Annotated in this window: 10 protein-coding genes; 1 reads left to right on the top strand and 9 read right to left on the bottom strand. The window is 71.8% G+C overall.

From position 1 onward, the window contains the following. Positions 1–2: 2 nt before the first annotated feature. The 4 genes from ACF08W_RS28930 to ACF08W_RS28915 form a co-directional block, all read right to left on the bottom strand. A complete protein-coding gene (locus tag ACF08W_RS28930; protein ID WP_392281037.1) occupies positions 3–1,304 on the bottom strand; it encodes a phage major capsid protein in 1,302 nt (433 codons plus the stop codon). A gap of 222 nt (positions 1,305–1,526) precedes the next feature. Then, positions 1,527–3,461: an NUDIX domain-containing protein gene (locus tag ACF08W_RS28925; RefSeq protein ID WP_392281036.1), complete on the bottom strand. Its 1,935-nt coding sequence runs from the start codon at positions 3,459–3,461 to the stop codon at positions 1,527–1,529. Positions 3,462–3,520: 59 nt separating this feature from the next. Continuing rightward, positions 3,521–3,739 (bottom strand): hypothetical protein, encoded by a 219-nt coding sequence (locus tag ACF08W_RS28920; RefSeq protein ID WP_392281035.1) that lies wholly within the window; start codon positions 3,737–3,739, stop codon positions 3,521–3,523. A gap of 12 nt (positions 3,740–3,751) precedes the next feature. Continuing rightward, positions 3,752–4,363, bottom strand: a complete 612-nt coding sequence (locus tag ACF08W_RS28915; protein ID WP_392281034.1) for a hypothetical protein — start codon at positions 4,361–4,363, stop codon at positions 3,752–3,754. Between the two features lie 274 nt (positions 4,364–4,637). Here ACF08W_RS28915 and ACF08W_RS28910 point away from each other — a divergent pair, with 274 nt between their 5' ends. Next, positions 4,638–5,204 (top strand): hypothetical protein, encoded by a 567-nt coding sequence (locus ACF08W_RS28910; protein ID WP_392281033.1) that lies wholly within the window; start codon positions 4,638–4,640, stop codon positions 5,202–5,204. A 50-nt stretch (positions 5,205–5,254) separates the two neighbouring features. Here the strand turns inward: ACF08W_RS28910 and ACF08W_RS28905 are convergent, their stop codons facing one another. From ACF08W_RS28905 to ACF08W_RS28885, 5 genes are all read right to left on the bottom strand, one after another. Continuing rightward, on the bottom strand, positions 5,255–5,524 hold the full coding sequence (locus tag ACF08W_RS28905; RefSeq protein ID WP_392281032.1) for a hypothetical protein: 270 nt from the start codon (positions 5,522–5,524) through the stop codon (positions 5,255–5,257). Positions 5,525–5,535: 11 nt separating this feature from the next. After that, entirely contained in the window at positions 5,536–17,142 is an 11,607-nt protein-coding gene (locus ACF08W_RS28900; RefSeq protein ID WP_392281031.1) for a hypothetical protein, read from the bottom strand. A gap of 72 nt (positions 17,143–17,214) precedes the next feature. Beyond that, positions 17,215–17,427, bottom strand: a complete 213-nt coding sequence (locus ACF08W_RS28895; protein WP_392281030.1) for a hypothetical protein — start codon at positions 17,425–17,427, stop codon at positions 17,215–17,217. Between the two features lie 7 nt (positions 17,428–17,434). Then, on the bottom strand, positions 17,435–19,900 hold the full coding sequence (locus ACF08W_RS28890; protein ID WP_392281029.1) for a phage portal protein: 2,466 nt from the start codon (positions 19,898–19,900) through the stop codon (positions 17,435–17,437). After that, a complete protein-coding gene (locus ACF08W_RS28885; RefSeq protein ID WP_392281028.1) occupies positions 19,900–20,292 on the bottom strand; it encodes a hypothetical protein in 393 nt (130 codons plus the stop codon). Before ACF08W_RS28885 ends, ACF08W_RS28890 begins: the two co-directional genes overlap by 1 nt. Positions 20,293–20,306: the final 14 nt, after the last annotated feature.

Below are 20,306 nucleotides of genomic sequence, written 5' to 3'. Positions count from 1 at the left end.
GATCAGCCGGTCGGCTGGGTCCAGGTGCCGATGACGAAGGACTCCGGCCGCGGGACCTCAAGCGCCAGGCGCTCGTCGGCGCGGAAGGTGATCAGGCCCTTCTCGTAGTTCTCCGCGTTCTCCGAGGAGACGGTGACGGACACGTTCTCGCGGTCGTGGAGCTGCGCGCCGAGACCGAACGCACCGATGAGGAAGTCGGTGTCGGCCATCGCGGTCGTCTCGACCACATTCAGGCGCCACACCTTCTTCTCGGCGCCGATGGCGACGGCGATGGCAACGCGGAAGGCGCCGTTCTTGTCCTCCTCGACCTCGACGTGCTCCCACATCGTGGGCGACAGGACGATGCCGGTGGGGTCGTACTCGGCGAGCAGGGCCTTCGTGATGCTGCGCCGGATCTGGACGCTGTACTGGTCGGTCGCGAGACCCTGGTACTGCTGGACGCCCGGGGTGTTGTAGATGCCGGTCAGGGACTGGCCGTCGCCGACGCTGTGCAGGAGATCCCAGTCCTCGGCGTACTTGACGCCCTCCACCATGCGGGTGTTGATGAAGGTCTTGAGCCTGGGCTCGTCGGACAGGATGTTCTTGTGCGCGTCGAGCAGGTGGGCGACCTCGGCGACCGGGTACATCACCGGGGTCAGCGTGAGCTTCGACCGCGGGGCGCGGCCCCAGGTGTCGGTCTCCGCACCGGTCGCCGGCGACGTGCCGTCCGCGGCGTAGCGCTCCTTGACCTGGCGGGCGTTGTTCGTCCAGCCGGTCTCACGCGCGCCGTACAGGACGCTGTTCTTGGTGGTCGACTTCGGGAACAGGTCCCGGATGTGGAACTTCCGGAACGGACGCTCCGCGATGCCGAGGTTCTGCGCGGAGCCCAGGGTCTGGTGGGTCACGGTGCCCGCGGACAGGGAGAAAATCGACTTCCCCTCGATGTCGGCGCGGATGTACGGCCGGTCACGGAAGTGCTGGGCGGTGGCGCTCTGGAAGGAGCCGGACTCGACGAAGAGGTCGCCGAGGGACTTCTCCTCGACGCCCATGGGGCGCTGGCCGTAGTGGATGGCTGCGGCCGGCGCGGACGCCGGGGCCTCGAGGTACTGCTTGATCTCGGTCAGGCCCTGCTCGGCGTCGATGAGGGCCTTGATCTCCTGCGCCTCGCCGGAGACCTTGCGGAACTCCCGGGCCTGCTCGGTGGAGACGATGAACTTGCCACCGTCCTCGACCTTGAAGGTCTGGCTGATCCGCTCGGCTTCGGCGGACTTGACCTGGAGGGCCTTCTGCAGCTCCTCGATACGGCTGGTGGTGGCGGTAGGCATTTGGGGTGCTCTCCCTGTGCTGGGTGCGGTTGACGTGCGTCGCTCGCCCGGCCAGCACCGGGACGCCTCAACGCGAGGCGTGATGAAAGAGAAGAAGCGGGGTTAACGTCGCGTGCTGCCCGCTCGGGACGTCAAGAGCAGGCAGCACAGGGGGGTTGACCTGGTGTTTTGTGGTCGCAGGTGTGCGGGCCCGGGTGAGGTGCGCGCGCCCGGGGATGTAACTCAGCTCCGCATCAGGGCGAGTGCGGCCTTCACCTCGTCGGGGTCCATGCGGACGGTGTCCTCCGGTGCGGGGGCCGGGGCTGCGTCCTCGCCGTCGTCGCCGTCGCCGTCAGTGTCGTCGTCCTCGGGGGTGTCGTCCTCGTCGTCGAAGGTGCTGTCGTCCCAGAGGTCGAGTCCGGCGGCGCCGTCGCTCGGCCCGTCCGCGGCCGGGGGCTTGTCGTCGTCGATGTCCAGGCCCTTCGCGGAGAGTGCGGCGATCAGCTCCTGGACCTGGTCGCGGACGTCCTCGAGCTGCTCCGCGCTGGCCGTACTGCCGCTGACCCGGGCGGTGGCGTCGGCGAGGGCCCCGACGGTGGGCTGGACGACGCGGGCGTCGACGTCCTCGTCCGCGGTGGCGGTACGGGCCGTGCTGGTGCCCTTCGGTACGACGATGGTGGCGAGCTCCACGGGCTGCGGCTTGTCGAGGGTGATCTCGCCGCCGGTGGCCGTGTACGGGATGGCGTAGTGGCTGCTGCGCCGCTCGTCCTCGGTCTGCGCGGAGACGATGACGCGGTCAGGGTAGGTGCCCTCGATGCAGGTCCAGGTGCCGCCGTCCTGGTCGAGGAGGGCGCGGACAGCGTCGGCGAGGCGGGCACGGAACTGCTCCTGCGACTCGGGCAGGTTCTTGGGCGACATCACGGGGGCCTCCAGCGGGACGGGGTGGCTCTTGGCCTCGGCGACCATGGAGCGGGCGGACTTGTGCTCGATGCGGGGCAGCGCGCGGGCGGACTTCACCGCGGCGCGGGCGGACTTCTTCTCGCCGCCGAGGACCTGGTAGCCGGCCATGACCCCGTCGGCGAACTTCTTGGCCTGGGGCGTGGCCATCGGGCCGGGGGCGTGTGGGAGGGCGGCGCCGGCCAGGAGCGCCCACGGCGTCTCGCGGCACTCGGGGCGCAGGAGCGGCATGTCGGGGAGGGCCGTGATCGGCCACCAGGCGGTGACCTCGGTCGCGTCGCCCTTGGGGTCGTCGGGGTTGGTGACGCGGCGCTCGCTGTGCGGCGTGTTGATCGGTACGGAGTCCTCGGTCGGGGCCACGGCCACGAAGCCTCGGTAGATGCCGTTCGGGGCGGTCCAGGAGCCGACGACGCTTGCCGTTCCGGGCAGGGTGGAGCCGGTCTCCTCGGACCACTCGCGCAGGGCGGCTGCCAGGGGGTCCTCTCCGTCCTCGCGATGTCCGCCGGGAATTTCCCAGGTGCCCGCCGCGGGGTCTTCGTCGTCGAGGGCGCGCTGAATCATGAGCACGCGGCCAGTGTCGGCGGCCTTCACCGCCAGGCCCGCCACCTTGATGGCTTCCCCGTCCGGAGCGGTGACGACGTCGATCTCGACGTGCGACGGGGTCGTCTTGTACTCGAGTCCCTCGTGCCCGCCGGTGACGGCTGCGGACTTCACCTCGAGGCTGCGCGTCAGCGGGTGCGCGCCGTGCAGGACGGGCGAGACCTCGAAAAGGTCCAGATCGTGAATGATCCTGACGCCGTCGCCGCGCTTGCTCGCGCCGGTGTCGGGGACGCGGTAGCCGATGGAGAACGCGGCCTGCTTGTGCTCGTGCCACTGCTTGACCTGCTCGTAGGCGTCTCGGCCCTGGCGGGTGCGCAGGTTGTAGATCACGGTCGCCACTAGGGCGCCGGCCTCGGCGGGCCAGTCGCCGGGGACGTCGCGGAACCGGGGGTCGCCGGGCAGCCACTCCTCGCACTCGACGACGACACCGACGGGGTCCTTCCACCCGTGGTGCCACACCGTCTTGACGGGGCGTGCGGCCAGGGTGCGGGCGAAGGCGCCGGGCACGATGAGGTCCGCGACCTCGTCGATCACGCCGGTGACGGCGTAGATAGCCCGGCTGGTGCCGCGCTGGAAGGTACTGGATACGGCGGATCTGGTGGGTGGAGCAGCGGTCGGCACGGCGGGGAACCTCCGGCGGTGGACAGTGGGCCGCCGGGCACCGTGCCGTTCGCGTAGAGCTACTGTCCTGCGCTGGCCTTCACGGGCTGCTGGGACCGCGCCTCGGCCTCGGAACGGGCCATGGACCACCCGCGGTTCCAGTAGCGGTATCCGAACCGCTCCTCGACGCTGCCGTACATGTTGTACGGGCAGGCGTCGGAGGGGTCTCCGGCTCCGTACGCGGCCTTGCCCTCGTTGAGCCGGTCCTGGAAGGTCTGACGGTCGAGCTGAATTGCCACGGTTGGATCTCCTTACTGGCCCGCGAACATCGAGTCCTGGACGCCGCGGCCGCCGGCAGGGGGCTCCCCGCTCAGCGCGGTTCCCCCTGCTGCGTTCGCTCGGTCCTCGCCGTTGTGGTGAGTCTGCGTCATTTGCGCACCGTCAACGTCGGTCGACCAGGCGTCTGGGTCGGTGTAGCGCCACACCTGGCCGTCGCCATCCCGCACCCACCCGGTCAGTGTGCCGTCCGCGGCCTTGTCGAGCCAAGCCTGTTCGCCGCCGCTGCCGGTGTACGCGCACCAGGCGTCGGGGCCGTCGGGGTCGGTCTCGTCGCCCTCGTTGTACTCGTCTCCGGCCCACGGGCGGGAGTCGTCTCCACCTTCTCCGCCGGGCGGGGCGTCCGGGGCGGGAGGCGCCGTCGGGTCCTCGAGGTTGCCCGCGGGCGCGGTGGGGTCCTCTTCGGGGGCCGGGGTCGCTGCCGGGTCCTGTGGCGGCTCCTCGTCCAGGTCCTTGGTCGGGTCGTCGAAGCCGCCGGGGCTGGCCTCGTCGAGCGGAGCCTCCTCGGTGTTCTCGTCGTCGTTTTCCTCCCCGAAGGGTTTTCCGCCCGTGGGGAGTGCCTTGATGGCGAATCCGTATCTGGTCACGGGCGGAGGATGGGCCCGCGGGACGGCTTGTGTCTCGCGCCGCCCATGCCGGTTCTGGTATGCAGTACGGCCTTAGACCGCATGGGGCGGTCAGAACGAGAAGTGAGGTCAAGTGCCCCATCGCCGCGTTCGGTTACGGGTCCGCCGAGTTGGACCGCGCCCACCTCTGCCTCCGGCCCTTGGAGCATCGTCCCCGCCGACGCCCGCCGCCCCGGCCCCCGCTCCGACAAGCAACCCCATCCAGCGCATGGCCCGTTGGTATCGGATGTCTGACTTGGCCAAACACACCGCCGTTCTTGCCGCGGTCGTAGCCGCGGTGAGTCTCGCGATCACAGCGTGGGGGACGTACAAGGCCGCACAGGTCGCGGATGACCAACTGAGTCAGTCTCGTGAGGATGGCGACAAGGAGAAACGTGCACAAGCATCTCGCGTCAATGCGTGGGCCGAAGGCCAGGCGCTCGTAACTGCGAATCGCTCACTCGATCCAGTGGTGATGTCGGTCTTTCTGAACAGCGCTGAAAGACGGAAGGCGCATTCGAAGATGGTCACCTACGTCTACTTCGGGGTGGTACCGCCGTGCACGTCGGTACAGATACCGAGGTCTGTGGTCTACACGCGCGCGGCCGAACTCACAGATCCTCCCGGAACCGACTGGAGGATACGCGGGCTGCACTTCGTTACTAGTGATGGCACGTTTTGGGTCCGGTGGAACTTTGGCGGCGGCCGGCTGAGTGAAACGAAGGATGCCGCTGCCGCAAGGCGCGAAGGCGACTACGGGCTGATCGCCGATAAGCGCGCGAAGCTCACTCGTCTCACGGAGTGCGGTTCGGCGGCAAAGTAGTCCCACCTGATACCAAGATCATTCTTGCCCAATTGGGCAAGTCCCCTGGATCAGCTCCCTGGCACGCGCGGCCGCCGCGGAACGGGCCCGCTCTCCTCAAGGACGTTGGTGTACTCGCGGAGCACCGCGAGGACGGACGCATCATCGTCTCCGGCCACGGCCACCCGGGGGCCGGTCGGTGACAGGTTGATGGTCTCGCCCTGGTGGAGCTCCACAAGGGCCGCAGCCCGGTACGACCCGATCACCGGGCGGTCTGCCCGCCCGGTGATCTGCACGGTGTAGGTCGCACCGTCGTCGAACGAGCCGGTGACGGTGAACACTTCCTGCCTCCTTACCTGGTGGCCATCAGGCCCAGGAGGAACGCGCGCAAGTCGTCGTCCTGGTACCAATCGCCGCTGAACATCGCCTGAACGGACCGCGCGAGAGTGTCACCGGTCTCCGGTTGCGTCTGCCGCTGGCGCCGCAGGAGCCGCTCCAGTGCGCTCGGCCGCATCCGGCGGGCGCCGGGCCGGCCGGTGTGCGTCTGGCCGAACCAGAACGCCCTCTGCGCGGCGTCCAGGTCGCCGAGGTGCCGGGCAAAGTGCTGCGCCAGAGCGTGCCCGGCGGTGCCCATTCCCTCGTCGGCCAGGTCAGCGATCGTGATCCGCTGCCCCTCGGGCTCGTAGCGGCCCTGGTCGCCGTTGACGGCGGTCAGGCGGCGTGCCTCTGGGGTGTTGAGCCAGGTGCGCGGGATGAGCCGCTGGACGCCCCGTACGGCCCGCTCGGCGTCCGGGTCGGTGTTCGGGCCGAACACGATGGCGTTGGCGCCGTCCGGGCCCATGTCGCGGATGTCGGCCAGGGACGCGGCAACGGCGTCCGGGACCGCGGCGGCGTACCGGCCCCGCAGGTTCTCGTACTCCCGGCGCGCGGCCGCGAGTTCGCTGCGGGCGGCGGTGATCTCGATCTCGAGGTCCTCGTCGTCGGGGATCGTCGCTCCGCTGCGGGCCGCCTGCAGATTGACCAGGCGCCGCTCGCTGGCGGCCACGTAGTCGTCGGCGTGCTGCAGCGCGGCGTGCGGGTCGTCGCCGAAGTCATCGCCCAGGGCGGCGGACAGACGACGGGTCACGTCCTGGTCGACGTCGGCTCCGGCTGCCCGCAGCGCCGCCATGTGGCGCAGCGTGGTCAGGCCGGGGCCGCCGTCGGCCGCGCGGTCCGGTGCCCACTGGATGCGGTCCGACCGGCCCGGGAGACGGCCCGCGGCGAGCGCTTCCCACGTCGTCGGCCGCCAGAAGGTGACACGGCGCTGCGCCTGCCCGAACCGGCCCGGCTCGGGCATGAGTCCGGCCCAGTGGGAGATGCGTGCGGTCAGCGAGTCGCCGTCCGCGTCGGGCAGGTTCACCGCGCGGTGCAGGCGCGCCAGGCGGCGCGACTCCGGCCACTGCCGGACCCTGCGCACCATGCGGCCGAGGAAGGCGCGCAAACGGCGCAGGCGCTCGCGCGCGCTGCGGTACTTCTCAGCGATCTTCCGGGCACCCTCCTTCACCAACTCGGCGAGGCGCTTGGCCATCCGGACCAGGAGAGCAACGATCCGGGCCATGAGGCCCGGCTGCCGTCCGGCATCCGGATTCGCCGCGGCGACCCGGGCCGCGATCCGTCGGGCGGTCGCCTGCCGGGATCCGGACATCTGCTGGGCGAGGACGCGGGCGATCCGCTCCGCGTCGCCCGGGTCCACTCCGGCGGCCTGGAGCTGCTGCAGAAGGGCGTTCACCGCGTCGTCCGCGTGCCCGGTGACGACGTTCGTGACGTCCGGGTCGGCGTCGGGGTCGGCGTCCGGACGTCCGGCGATCTGGTCCGGGATGAGCCGGAGCAGGTCCCGGGCGCGTGCGGCCAGGTCCTCGTTGCCCTCGCCGTCCAGGGGCTCGAGGTCGTTGATGGTGCGCAGGGCTGCCCGCACGGTGTCTGCGTGGGCCTGGTCCCGCATCTCGCGGAGGCGGCGCTGAGCGGCCGCCCGGTTCCGCCCCGTGATGCCTGCTGCGTCGAGCGCGGCGGATCCGTCGCGGCGGACGCTCTGGCGGGCGTCGCGCAGGACGTCGGCGGTGAGGCGCTGGGCGATCTGCTCGCGCAGGGCGTGGATGTCGCCGGGCGGCTCCGTGCCCGCGACGGCCTCGTCGATGATGCGCGCGGCGAGCGTGCGGGCGTGGTCACCGACGATCCGGTCGATGTCGCCCTGGGCGGCCTGGTTGGGGTCGCGGGGCGTGCCGGCCGGGGGCAGGGCCGGAGTGGGCCGGTTGCGGTCGTAGACGTTCACGGCACGGCCGTTGTGCAGACCGAAGTCGTGCACGTTGCCGTCCTCGTCGACGCCCGTGAGCTGCATCCACCAGCCGTTGCGCTGCGGCTCGCTGATGATGGTCAGCCGTCGGTGGCCGTTGAACTGGTAGCCGCTGCGGCTGACCGGCGCGTCGATGACGTCACCGACGCGCAGGCTCCCGGGGCGGACCTGGGCAACGGGCGCTGTGGGCTCGTCGGGGGTGTTCGCGGAATCCGGGGCGTCCGGAGCGGCGGGAACGGTCGGAGCACTCGGGGCTGCGGCATCCGGCACGCCGTTGGCGTCGTCGACGTCCGGCGGGATGACGGGGTCCGGCTCGGCATCGGGGAGCTGCCATACCGGCATGGCCCCGTGGACGACTCGGCGGCGCCACTGCTGGTTCTCGTCCTCCAGGAGGAAGCTGCGCACGCCTCCGGGGCCGTCCTCGGCGTCGATGACGCGGAAGACGTGCACCTGGTCGCCCCGGCGCTCGTCGGGCATCGCGACCAGGTCACCCTCCCCGATCTGAGTGGCATTCGCCGGACGGGGCCGGTTGAGGCCTGCGGGCGGGGTGCGGCCGGCGGCGCGGTCGATGTGGTCCGCAGCACGCAGTGCGGCGCGGCCCTCGATTGTCGTGGGGTCCGCGGTCGCGCGCAGTTGCGCGGCCAGGGCGGCGGCCTGCTCCGGGGTGATGGGCAGGTCGGCGGTGATCCGTACGGCGGCCTGCTGGGCGTCGGGATCGTCTTCCGGGCCATCTGCCTGGTCACCGATGACGTTCCGGTCGCTCGAGTCGAGGTCCGGGTCGAGGGTCGGGCCGGTCACCGGGGTCACGGGGCGCGGGGCAGGGTGCACGGCGAGGTCCTCGTCCGGCTCGGGGGCGTCGTCCGGGCCGAGGTCCGGGGTGCCTCCGTCCGGGCCCTGGGCGCGCGGAAGGACCGCGCGGGCGTCGACGTTGATCTCGCCCATCTCGCCGGTGGTGGTGTCGGCGTACTGCAGGGTGACGCGGTCTCCGTCCCGGCTGGGCGGGCTGGTGATCGCGACGGTGGCGAGGTGGCCGTCGAGGTCCAGGAGGATGACGTCGCCGTCCTTGAGGTCTGCGGCCGCGGGCTCGTCGATGCCGGTCACCGGTGCGGTAGCGGGAGCGTCGTCGCGTACCACGCCGGTGACGCGGAGGTCCCCAGCGCTGCGGGTGATCGTGCCGTCAGCCGTGGTGATGGTGACGTTGTCGCCGTCGATGTCGTCGACCGGCCCGAGGAGTCCTCCGTCCGTGTCGCTGACGACGTTCTGCGTCGTCACGCGGTGCCCGTCGGCGGTCCAGCCGTCGGGGCGCTGCCCGGCGGTGACGGACAGGGTGGTGGGGGAGAGGGCGGTGTCGTCGTTGCCGTCAGACCAGTGCACCGACACGGTGGTGTCGGTGGCGCCCGTGACGGTGCCCTCGCGGTCGCCGGTGCCGGTGACGGTGCTGCCGGGAAACAGGCCGCGGCCGTCGCGGTCCGCCGGGATCTGGTTGGGCAGGTCGCCGGAGCGGAGCGCGGCCTGGGCGCCGCTGGCCGGGGAGCCAGGCACGACGTCGTCCGGTGCTTCCGCGCGCGCCGCGGTGGCGTTGGCGGACGTGTAGACGTTGCCGCTTGCGCCGGTGCCGTCCGAATTCTCCGTGACCCAGGTGCGCCACATCTTCTCGGCGCGGCCGCGGCGGGTGACGTCGACGAGCTCGGGCGTGGTCTGCACGAATCCGGCGCGCTGGACCGGCCGGCCCTTCTTGGTGGTGCCGTTCATGCGGACCATGTCGCCCTGCTGCAGGTCCCCGACACGGGCCCAGTGCGCGGGCTGGCCGCTGATCGGCTCCGGGTCCGGCTCAGGCTCAGGTTCGGGCGTCGCCGACGGATCGGCGGTGTCGTCCGGGGCGTTCACCGGCTCCGGCGTGGGCGCGGCCGGGGTCGGGGCATCTCCGTCGCCCTGGGGCTCACCGGGAGCGTGGGGGTGTTCCGGAACGCTGTCCGGCTCGCCGAGACCCTGCTGGAGACGGTCCGCCCAGAAGGTGCGGGTCTTAAGGTCGGACAGCTCCTCGCGCTGCTGCTGGGTACGCGCCCGTCCCTCGAGGGCGTCGTGCAGCCACGCGAAGTCGTCGCGGGCCTGCACCAGGTCCTGGCGCAGGTCGCCGGTGGGCGACTGCTGGTCCCGGAAGGAGTCGACCATGCTGGACAGCCGGTCGTGCCGGGCGCGCGCCTCCGGGTCGTTGCGGAGGGACTCCGGCAGCTCGGGCAGCGGGTGGGTGAGGCCTGCCAGGTGCAGGGTCACCGAGTCCCACATGTCCTCGTTCAGGTTCGAGGAGTCCGCGGGGCCGTTCTGCAGGGCGCGGGCGACCAGGTTGGCGATGGCCGTGTCCCGGCTCTGGGAACGGCTGTTGGCCGAGTGGCCGAGGCCGTAGAACGGGGTAGCGTCCCAGACCGGTTCCCCGTCGCCGTTGCCACCGTTGACGCTCCGGATGGTGCCGATCTGCCGGCCGTCGAGCCACACGCCCTCGGATGTGGCTCCGTCCGGGCGCACCTCGGCTCGGTCGGCGAACTGCTGCATACGGTCGCGGCCGCCGAAGCGGAACGAGGCGTCGGCCTCGCTCTCGGGGGTCGCGGCGTTGAAGGCCGGCGCGGGGGTGACGTCGTCGTCAGTGAGGGGTCCCGCCCCGTCGGGGGCTCCGCCTTCGGGGGTACCCCCGGCGGCGCGCTGCAGCTCCTCCTCCTCATGCTGGTGCCGTTCGGCGCGGTCGTTGGCGCGGCGTGCCTCGCGGAACTGGGCGAAGGTCTGACGGCCGCCGTTGAGGTCGAACCACTCCTGCAGTTCCTCGCTGGCGTACTGCCGCCACCGGTCCCGGGCGCTCAGGCTGCCGCCGGAGAACAGCTCGCGCTCGTCGAAGTCGGTAAAGCCGTACTTGTACTCCCGGCGGAAGAAGTAGCCGTTCGTGGCGGCGATGGCCGCCTGGTAGCGGGCCTCGTCCCAGTCGGCGAACTCGGCGCGCAGGACACGGTCGGCCTCCCGCGCCCGGTACTGCGGGTACGTGAGCCGGCCGTTGCCGGCGGTGGTGCCGTCGCCGTCGAACCAGTGCTTCAGCTCGGGCGAGGCCAGTTCCTTCGCGCGCTTGTTGCTGTACTTGCCGCCGGAGAACAGGGCCCGCGGGTCGATGCCCTGGGCTTCGGCTTCGGGGCTGAGCATCCGCCCGCCGGTGGCCTGCATGGCGGCCTGGAACCGCTCCTCGTCGAGGGCGTCGAACTCGCGGCGCAGGCGTCCGGGGGTGGCCGGAGCGGGCTGCGTGACGTCCGTGTCGCCGAAGCGGAGCGCCTCGTCCATGGCGCGGCCTTCGCGCTCTACTTCGTCGGCGTTCGTCGGGGGCGTGGTCTGCGCGGCGGCGCGGACCCGCTCGTCGACGTAGCTGTCTCGGCGGTCCATCTCCGCCATGACGCGGAGCTCGTCCTCCGGGCCGAGGCCCTGCCGCATGGCGGCCTCGAGGTCGGCGTCGTCCATGCCCGTGAGGTCCTCGGGCAGGTTGAACGCTCCGGCGCGTTCCTGCTGGTAGTCGTCCTGCACCGCGCGGATGGCCTGGGGCAGGGTGCGGCCTTCCCCGTCGCGCCATGCGGCGACGCTGGCCGGTCCCTGCGGCTGGTGCCAGCCGAAGGGGTCTCCGTTGGCGTCGGTGATCTCCTCGAACCGGCCGGCGAGCGCGCGTGCTTCCTCGGGGTCGTTGGTGGTCAGGGTGATGCCGGGCAGGTTCGTGCCGTTGCGGGCCTGGGCGAAGCGCCAGACGGTGGTGCCGTTGTCCTGCTGCTCGGGGTACAGGGCGATTCCGCCCTGGGGGGAGAGGGCGAGGCCCTCGCGGTCCGCCAGGTCGGCGAGGTGGGCGCGGCGCTCGGGGGTGTCCTCGTCCGCGGTGAGTCCCTCACCGGAGCGCCAGGCGTCCCGCAGGGAGTCCACGTCGTGCGGACGGGTGCTGTGGGGCGTACCCGGGTGGTGGCTGTCGCCGTGGTTGCCGTCGCCACCGTCTCCGCCTCCGCCCGTTCCGGTGGGGGCGTTGAGGTTCGGCAGGCTCAGGTGCGGCAGGCCAGGCCCGCCCGGTCCGCCCCCGCCGGGGCCACCGGTACCGCCCCCACCGTTGTTGCGGCGACGCCGGCGCCTACGGCGGCGCTCCTCGTCGTCCTGGTTCTCCTCGTCGGGGTTCGGTGCGCCTTCTCCGTCGTCCGTGTGGTCGGGGCCGCCCCCGTTGTTGTCGTTCGAGTCGTTGCTGTCGTTGCTGTCGTCGCTGGAGTCGGGCGCACCCGCTCCGCCCCCGTCGGGCCCGCCGTCGGGGGCGGCCCCATCCGGGTTCGTGTCGTTGCGCTGCCGGCCGTTGCCCCGGTCGCCCTGGCGCTCTCCGTCCTCGTTGTCCTGCTGGCCCTGGTCGTCGCCGGTCGTCTGGCTGTCGTCGGGGTTCGGCTCGTCGACACTGTCATCGTCGTCGGCCGGAGCCCCCTGGCCGTCGTCCTGGCCGTCCTGCTGCTGCCCGCGGTCCTCGCCCTCGGACGTGCCGCCGTTCGCTGTGCCGTCGCTGTTGCCGTCGCTGTTGCCGTCGTCCTGGCCGTCGTTGGACGCGCCGCTGGTGCGGCGGTCCCCGTCGGCGTGAGCGTTGCTGTGGTTGTCGCGGTCGTCCTGCTCGCCGCGGGCGGCACGCGCAGCGCGACGGAACCGGTCGGCGGCGAGCTCGCCCTGGGGGCCTGCGAGCCCGTACTGGTCGGCGAGCTCGTCCATGCGGTCGGCGATGTCGCCGAGTTCCGCGTCCCGGTCGTCCGCGGAGTCTGCGCGGCCGAGGCGGTCGTTCAGCTCCTGCATCTCCGGCAGGGAGTCGCCGCCCACGGCGTTCATGCCCTCGCCGAACAGGTCCCGGGCGCGGGTGGCGCGGTCGTCGGCGTCCGGGGCGTCCGCGTTCGGGGCGTCCGCGTTCGGCAGGCTGGCGTCGGGTGCGTCGTCCCTGTGCTGCGCTCCGGCGTCGTCGGGGATGGCCACGATGTCGCTCGGGCGGAAGCTCAAGGGCTGGCCCTGAACGCGCCAGTAGCCCTCTCGCTCGGCCGGGCGCTCCACCGTGACGTTCATGTGCTCGGGGCCTTGGTTGGGGCCCGAGCCGCCACCCCTGCGCGCGACGATCCGGTAGCGGTCGCCGGGGCGGGGCTGAATCTGCGAGCCGTCAACGGCCTGCCAGCCCTCCGGCACAGGGATCTTGGACGCACGATGCTGAGCGAGATTGCCCTCGATTCGGCGCGCCAGGTCGGAGGAGTCCTCTCGTCCGGGGTTGCCCTCCGGGAGCCGCTCCGCGAGGTCAGCGGCACGGATCAACGCGAACTCGTTCCGCACGGTGTCCTTGCCGTTGAGCTTGACGTGCGCCTCGACCTCGATGCGGACCTGCCCGTTGCTGAGCACGGGGGTGACGTCGATGACGCGCCCCACCATGTGCATCGGCTCGTTGTAGGCGGGGTCACGAGAGACGGTGTGCACCCAGTCCCCGCGCTGGACCTCGGACGCGGGCACCATGTCGCCGCCGTAGCGCTGCCGCACCGCGGCAAACTCGTCGTCAGGGAGCCCGGGGCCCATGCTCGGTGTGCCCGGAACCCCACCCTCGGGCGTGTTCGCGTCGGGCGCGGTGGGAGCATCCGGTGCGCTGCCGTGCTGGAAGTCAGGGTGGTCGAGGGCGCGCTGAGCCTTCCGGCGCGCGGCCACCGCCCACGACTTATACCGGCGCGTCTCGAACGGCAGGTCCTCGCGGCTGAACTGCTCCTCGAGCCACGCGGCCTCGTCGCGAATCTTGCGGAGGTCAGCCTGTAGATCCTCGGTGTCACCGCCCTCGACGCGGTGGATGAGCTCGCCCAGGCGCCGCATCCGCTCCTGGTCCCGGTCGTCGATCCCGTCGGCGTGGTTGAGCAGCGTGGCGACGTCGTCGCCGATGTCGGCCATCCGGGGACGGAGCTCGTGCCGCCACGCGGGAGTCGGCTCCGGACGGGTGCGGTCGGTAGCCCACGCGAACGTGTCGTCGTGGCCCCGCAAAAACAGGGGGCTTCCCCAGGCGTGCGAGCCGTCGGGGTTGCTGAAGCGGACGATCGTCGTGCCGTCGTCCTGGTGCTCCACGCTGTTGACGCGGACCGGCTGGCCCCAGCTCTCGGGGTACGGCCTGCCGTCACGATCACGGCCCATCCGGGGGATCCGGATGATGTCGTTCTCTGCCACGTCGGCGCGGTCGCCGAGAGTCCACCCGTTCGGCGTCTGCGTGCGCGCCTCATCCCGGCGAGCGTGCTCGGCGTCGTTGTTCTGACGGACGTCGCGGTTGAGGACGAGCGCGGCCACGGCCTGGGCGCGGCTCGGGTAGAGGTCGGGAGACTGGCGGCCTTCGGCGTCGGTGTACCGCCACTTGCGGGCGAGCTGGCTGACGGTGCCGGCGTCCTCACCATCGACGGTCACCGGGTACGAGCCGTCATCGTTCCGCTTACCGATCTCGGCGCGCGCGAGGGCTTCGGCCCGCTCCTGCTTCTCCCTGTCCCTCTTCTCCCGGTCGCGGCGGGCGTTGTCGCGGTTGCGCTGCTCCTCGTGCAGCACGCTGCGGCGGTTGGCGACAGGGGAGAGCGCGAGCATGGCACTGCCCTGGACGCGCGGGCCTTCCCCAGTGCTCGAGACGTGCCGGTCCTGCCACGCCTGCAGCTCCTCCAGCTCCTCCTTGATGTCGTCGTCGGTCATGTCCGCCAGCGGCGTCTCGCGGATGGGGGCGTCGGGCGCGGTGGCGTTGTCGGCCGTGTCCCGGTCCTCGTCCTGCCCCGGGCGCTGCCAGGCGTCCCACTGCTCAGGGGTGAACCGCTCGACCAGGCCGCGCGGAGGCATGACAGCGGTGTGCCGGTGGTCTTCGTTCTCCCAGCGCTGCCGGTCCTCGTTCCAGCGGCGGCTCTGGTAGCCGACCAGGCTCCGTCCCAGTTCTCCGGACGCGCTGGACGCCCCGCCGGTGGAGGCGCCGTAGTACGAGGCGAGGCTGCGGTCACGGGCGGCGGGGTTCTCGGCGTCGAACCGGACCAGGTCGCCCTCGCGGATGTCCCACGGGTGGAACAGAGTGCCGCCGTTGGGGCCGGTGCCCTGGGGCTCGGGGGCCCGCTCGGGCAGCGCGGCAAGCGCGCGGTCCAGGTCCTGGCCGAGCTCGAGCATCCCGGCCCGTGCAGTCTGTGCCGCGTCGGTGTCGGGCAGGTGGTCGCCGCGCAGTCGGCCCGCCACGTAGTCGAGCTGTTCGCGGACGCGCCGCAGGTCCTCGCGGGCGTCGCCGGTCGGCGGCTCCCCGGCGAGGATGCCGTCGAGGGACTCCCGGATCTTGGCGTAGTCGTCCCGGATCCGGCGGACGTCGTCCTTGTTCTGCCGGGAGAGGCCGGTGAGGCTCGGCAGGGGCGGCAGGTCCGGCAGTTGGTCAAGGATCGCGCGCGCGGTCTCCATCTCGTCAACGGGGGCGCCGGTCGGCGCCGGGGTGTCTTCGGGTTCCGGAGCGTCGATGTCCGGTGCCGGGGCAGAGGCGTCCGGGCCTTCGGCGTCGGGGGTACCTGCGGCCGGGGCGTCGGTCTCCGGCTCGTCGGCGGCGGGCGCGTCGGCCTCGGGTACGGGCGGGGCCTCCTCGTCCGAGTGCAGCACTCGCAGTTCCTTGTCGGGGGCCAGGAAGTGCTCCCGGCCTCGTTCGTCGACGACGCGGACGCGTCCGCGCGGCGTGCGCACTGGCTCCTCCGCCACAGCGTGCGTACGGCCGTCTGCGTCAACGAAGCGGTCCCCGACTCGGAAGTCGGCAGGCTTGCGGGCCTGCGGGGGTCGCAGTCGGCTGGTGTCGCGTCCCTCGGCGTCGGCGAACATGTCCGGGGTGCCGAAGGGGTCGTCGGCCTGGTCGTCCGGGTTGTTCGGATCGGCCACGAACTGCTGCGGCTCGTCGGGGGCGACGTTGAACAGGCCGCCCGGCTCCTCCGCGGGCGTCTTGGGCTTCGGCTCCTCCTTCGGTTTCCGGCCGGCGCGACGCGCTTCCTCGGCCTCGAGGACTCGCAGACGGGTGCGGTCGACTCCCGACAGTTCGCCGCCGTTCGCCATCTCCTGCTCCATCAGGGAGACGATCTCGTCGCGGATCTCGCTGTCGTCCATCGCAGACGGGGCCTTGGCGGCGCGGGCGGCGGCCGCGGGTGCGTTGACCTCGTCGGGGGTGAGGGTGACCTGGTCCGGTGCGTTGGCGTCCCGTTCGGCCTTCCGCCGACGCATCTCCTCGTCGGCGTCGCCGATGCGCTTGGCGTAGTTGTTGAAGCCGCGGATCTCGTTCGGTTCGGCGTCTCCTCCGTCACCGGAGAGCGCCCCGGCCTGCTCGAGCAGGATGTGGTGCACGTCCATCGGAGCGGTGACCCTAAGCGTGCCGTCCTTGCGCCGCTTGGCCCCTTCCAGCGCCTTGCGGGTGTCTGCGTCCTTCCCGTCCCAGGTGTCCGGCTCGAGCAGCCATTCGGCGACCGCCGCGGGCATGGTCAGCGTGACCAGACCGTCGGGGTTCCAGTCGAACTCCAGGCGCTCCTCTTCGGCCGGCTTGTCGCCGTCCGTCTCCGGGGCGTCCGGCCGCGGGGCGTCGGGCTTCGGGGCGTTGTCGCCGGACGGTGCTTCGGGGGTGGCGGCTGGGGCCGCGGGAGCGTCGGGGCGGGAGCTGTCGAACTCGCGGCGGGTCCGCTTGATGGTGGCCTGGATGTTCTCGCCCTGGGGGGAGCGCCAGGTCCTGGCGGCCTGATCCAGGTTCGGGCTGGAGAAGTCGAAGCCGCCGGTCGTCACGGGTGACCCGCCGGTGTTGGTGTTGAGCTTCCGGGCGAACTCGAGGGCTTCGGCCGAGGTGGCGAAGTCGCCGGCCGCGTCCATCCGCTGGCCTGTGCCGGTGGCGGTGAGGTACCAGCGGCCGGTGGAGTCGTCGCGAAGCGCGAGCAGCCGGCCGCCGTGGGCGATCTCGAGGTGGCCGTCGTCCCCTGCGACGAACCGGAGAAACTGCGCCATCTCTGGCCTTTGGCCCGGCTGGTCGGCGAGGTCGAGGAAGTGCTGGCGGAGCGCCGCGGTGTCCCGGAACCGTCCCGGCCCGTTGCTGCGGTTGGGCAGGGCGTGCACGTTGACGGGCAGCTTGCCGTCCTCGGGCTCGTCCTGGTCGTCGTTCTCGCGGGGGCCGACGGGGTCGTCGTCCTCCCCGATCGGGCGGCCGCTGTCGTCCGCGTTGTGCGGGTCGTTGGGGGTGTCCGGGTCGCCGTCGTCGTCCCGGGCGACACCGTTGCCGCGCCGCGGGTCGGTGAACCGCTTCTCGTCCTCCTCCTGGACCTTGTTCTCGTTGTCGGTCGGCGCGGAGCCGTCCGGCCGGGCCACCATGGACACCCACTTGGCGCTGGTGGTGTGCCGACGGCCGTTGAACTTGTTCTGGCCGGTCTGGTCCTGGACGAGAATGCGGTCGTTGGGGAGGGCCCGGACGACGCGCGCGAGCTTGCCGCCCCAGAGCCGGACGGTGCCGCCCGTCTCGATAAAGCGCCCCTTGCTGTCCCGTGGATGCAGGGCGGGGTTCCACCTACGGCGGGCGGCCTTGACCTCGAACTCAGCGTGCTCAGCGGCGGGGCGATTCTGCATGCCGCGGACCATGCACACCGGTGGCGGTTTACGTCGCGCCCTACCGCGTGGGCGCGACGCCGTGGCCGGGGCCTACATGGTTTCGGTGAGTATGTGGATGGCGAACCAGGCGGAGAATCCGAACCATCCGACCGCGAAGATCGCTCTGCCGGCCTTGCTGGTGCGGGTGCGGAAAAGGCGTCGGAAGTTCTCGGAGAGCGTGTCGTTCTCCTTCTTGTTGACCAGGGCGATGCCCTCGGCGATGGCGAAGATGATGGTCCAGGCGATCCAGATGGCGGGCCACATGACGGGGTTACTCCTGGGGGTCGGTGTCGTAGTGCAGACGGCAGCGGCAGTTCACGGTCAGGCCGATGGGGGCGAACGGGTCGCCGGGGTAGCGGAGCTGGGCGCCCGCGATCTCGTACGGGGTGCCGGCGGGGAGGGTTGTGCCGTGCAGCGCCTTGTGGGCGGGCCGTACGCGGTCGTCCTGACGCGTGATCCACGTCCGGACGACTCCGGGTCCGGCGCTCTCCGCCGCGGCGTCGGCGGCCCCGTTGACGGTGGACACGGCGCACGTCTCTGCGACGCGGGCGACGAGCACGGGCGTGGCCGCCTCGTAGAACCTGGTGACAGCACGCTCCAGGTCCTCGAGCGTGAGCTCCGCCTCTGGGGTGCTCTGGATGCTCTGCAGCTCCTCGGCCAGGTCCCCGAGCAGTGTGGTCACGGCCTCTCCGGCGTACATCGCGGAGACGAGAGCGGCGGCGACGGCGGCCGGGGGCACGGTGTCGGCGCCGGTAATGGCCTGGCCGAGCTTGCGGGCGGTGGCGGTCGCGGCCTGCTGGAGGATCGGCGCGAGGGTGTTGGTCGTCTCCTCAGCCCAGCGGGCTGCGCTGACGACGCGGTCTCCGTCGATGTTCGCGTCGCCGCCGCGGGTGTCGTGCTCGTTCTCCGGCTCCCAGAACCGTGTGTGCTTGCGGGTCTTCGGTGCGCGGAGCCGGGCGACGATGACGCCCTGCTGGCGGGCGAGCAGCGCGGTGAGGGCTGCCTGCACGGCGAGGGCCAGGGCGTCGAAGTCGGCGTCGGTGACCTCGAAGCCCCGGCCGGTAAGGGACTTCGTCTCGAGCTGGGCACGGGCCGCGGCGACGTCCTCGGCGGCGGGTCCGTCCTCGGGCTGCGTGGTGGTGGCACGGGCGCGGGCAACATCGTCAGCGGCGGCCCCTGGGCCGGTCTCGGTGTTCTGGGCGCGGGCTGCGGCGACCTCGTCGGCCGCCCTGCCTGCCGTGCCGGTGGGTAGTTCGAGGGCGGCCTCCCTGCGGGCCAGGGCGACGTCGGCGGCGGCCGTCGGGGATGCCTCGAGCTCGCGGGCCTCGGCGACCGCCGCGGCGGCGGACTGGTCGCCGTCGGCGGTGGGAAGTGCTGCGTTCGGGACGGTTCCCGGGACGGTGCCGGCTCCCGGTTCGGGAGCCAGGCCCAGCGCGGCCGCGTCCTGGTCATTGGCGGGCACGGGCGCCTTCTGCGGGCTGATCCACAGGGCGCGGGACTGCGGGGTGCCGAACGGCTTACGTCCGGCGGCCACCCGGTACTCGTCGATGCTGATGAGCCCCTTGTCGAACTCCTCGCGGGACTCCTTTCGGGCCTCCCGGCGGGGGAACTCGAGGGCCTGGATACGGGAGGTGTCGAAGCGGATCACCCAGTCATCCGACAGGTCCGGGTCGAACGCTGACGCGATCAGGCTGAGGTGAGGCAGTTCGGTGTGCGCCCAGAAGTTGTATTCCTCCCGGTCGGCGTTGGCGTACGTGCGCTCGGAGGCGTTGCCGACGATGCTCTCGGGGACGCCGAACGCGGAGAGGATCTCGTTCTTTGCGGTGCTGGAGAGGGTCTCGTAGGCCATCTCCCGGGGGCGGGCGGAGGTGTCGACGTAGGTGACGCCGCCGGGGCCGGTACCGACGAGAGTGAGCTGTCCGGCGTTGTGCGCGCCCGGGGCGAGCCGCTTCTGGATCCGCTCGACCTCCGCGGGGTCGACGCCGTCCAGGTCGATGCCGACGATGCCGCCGGGGCGGCCGTCGTTGTCGATGAACGCGATGTTGTAGGTGCGCGCCTTCACGTCCAGGTCGACCGAGAGGCCGGCGGCCTCGAGCGGGGTCACGCCGCAGAAGGGGTCCGTGGGGTGGGGGTCGCGCAGCCAGATGACGTACTTCGGCTTGAGCTCGCGGATGTGTCCGGCGTAGTCGGTGAACTCGAAGTGCTTGACGTAGCTCGCGTTCTCGTCGTCGGGGATGATCCGGACGCGGTCCGGGGGCAGCAGGTCGAGCCTGGTCAGGACTCCGCCGCGGCTGTACGTCTTCTCGATGAACACGCCCTTCTTGCTGAGCAGCAACTGGGCGCTCAGGCGCTTCTTGAAGACGTCGCCGGTTTCGAGCGGGTTGGCCTGCTGATTCAGCAGCCGCAGGACAGGGTGGTCCTCGAGGACCTCCTCGAACTCCCGCTCGTCGCCGCCGCGGCCGATCTGCACCGGGAGAGTGGAGGCGTGCTTGCTGATGGCCTCGACGCTCTTGAAGGTCCAGATGCTCCGTTCGTAGCCCTCGACGATGACTCGCTCGAGGTCCCAGCCATCCGCGCGGCCGGGGGTGCCCCACACGTTCGTGACGCCGGCGAACGACACCGACGTGTAGACACCTCCCGCTCGGAGGTCCTTCGTCTCGGTGGGCGCGGGCGATGGCTCCGCGGCGCTTCGGGGGACGAGGAGCCCCCGGAGCGCGGGGAAGAGCTGGCGGGGCATCAGGCCCCCTCAGCGCTGGACAGCCACAGTCCGACGGCGGCCACGAGGGCACTGATGGCCAGCCACCCCAGCGGGGGCAGCAGATAGAACAGAACGGCGGACAGTCCTGCGTATCCGGCGAAGGCGGTGATGGCCCCGGCGTCTTGCTGCCATCGGGGCGTGGAGTTGCGGCGTACGAGAACCCCGCTGATGCACAGGCCGATGAGGGCGGCGGACAGACCTGCGGTCCAGTGCAGGGCGCCCAGCGCACCGAGTCCGCCGAGCACACCGAACGAGAGCAGGAGCAGCCCGAGGGCCTCCCGTCCGACCTTGTCGGAGACCCTCGGCCCGGTGATGTCGGTGGGGGCGACAACCGGGTCGTCGTTCGACGGCTGAGTTCGCTGAGTAGTCACGCCGCGCACCATGG

This window comes from Streptomyces sp. NPDC015144 (genome assembly GCF_043079735.1).
Lineage (GTDB): Bacteria > Actinomycetota > Actinomycetes > Streptomycetales > Streptomycetaceae > Streptomyces.
This window is presented reverse-complemented; position numbering and strand designations above follow the sequence as displayed.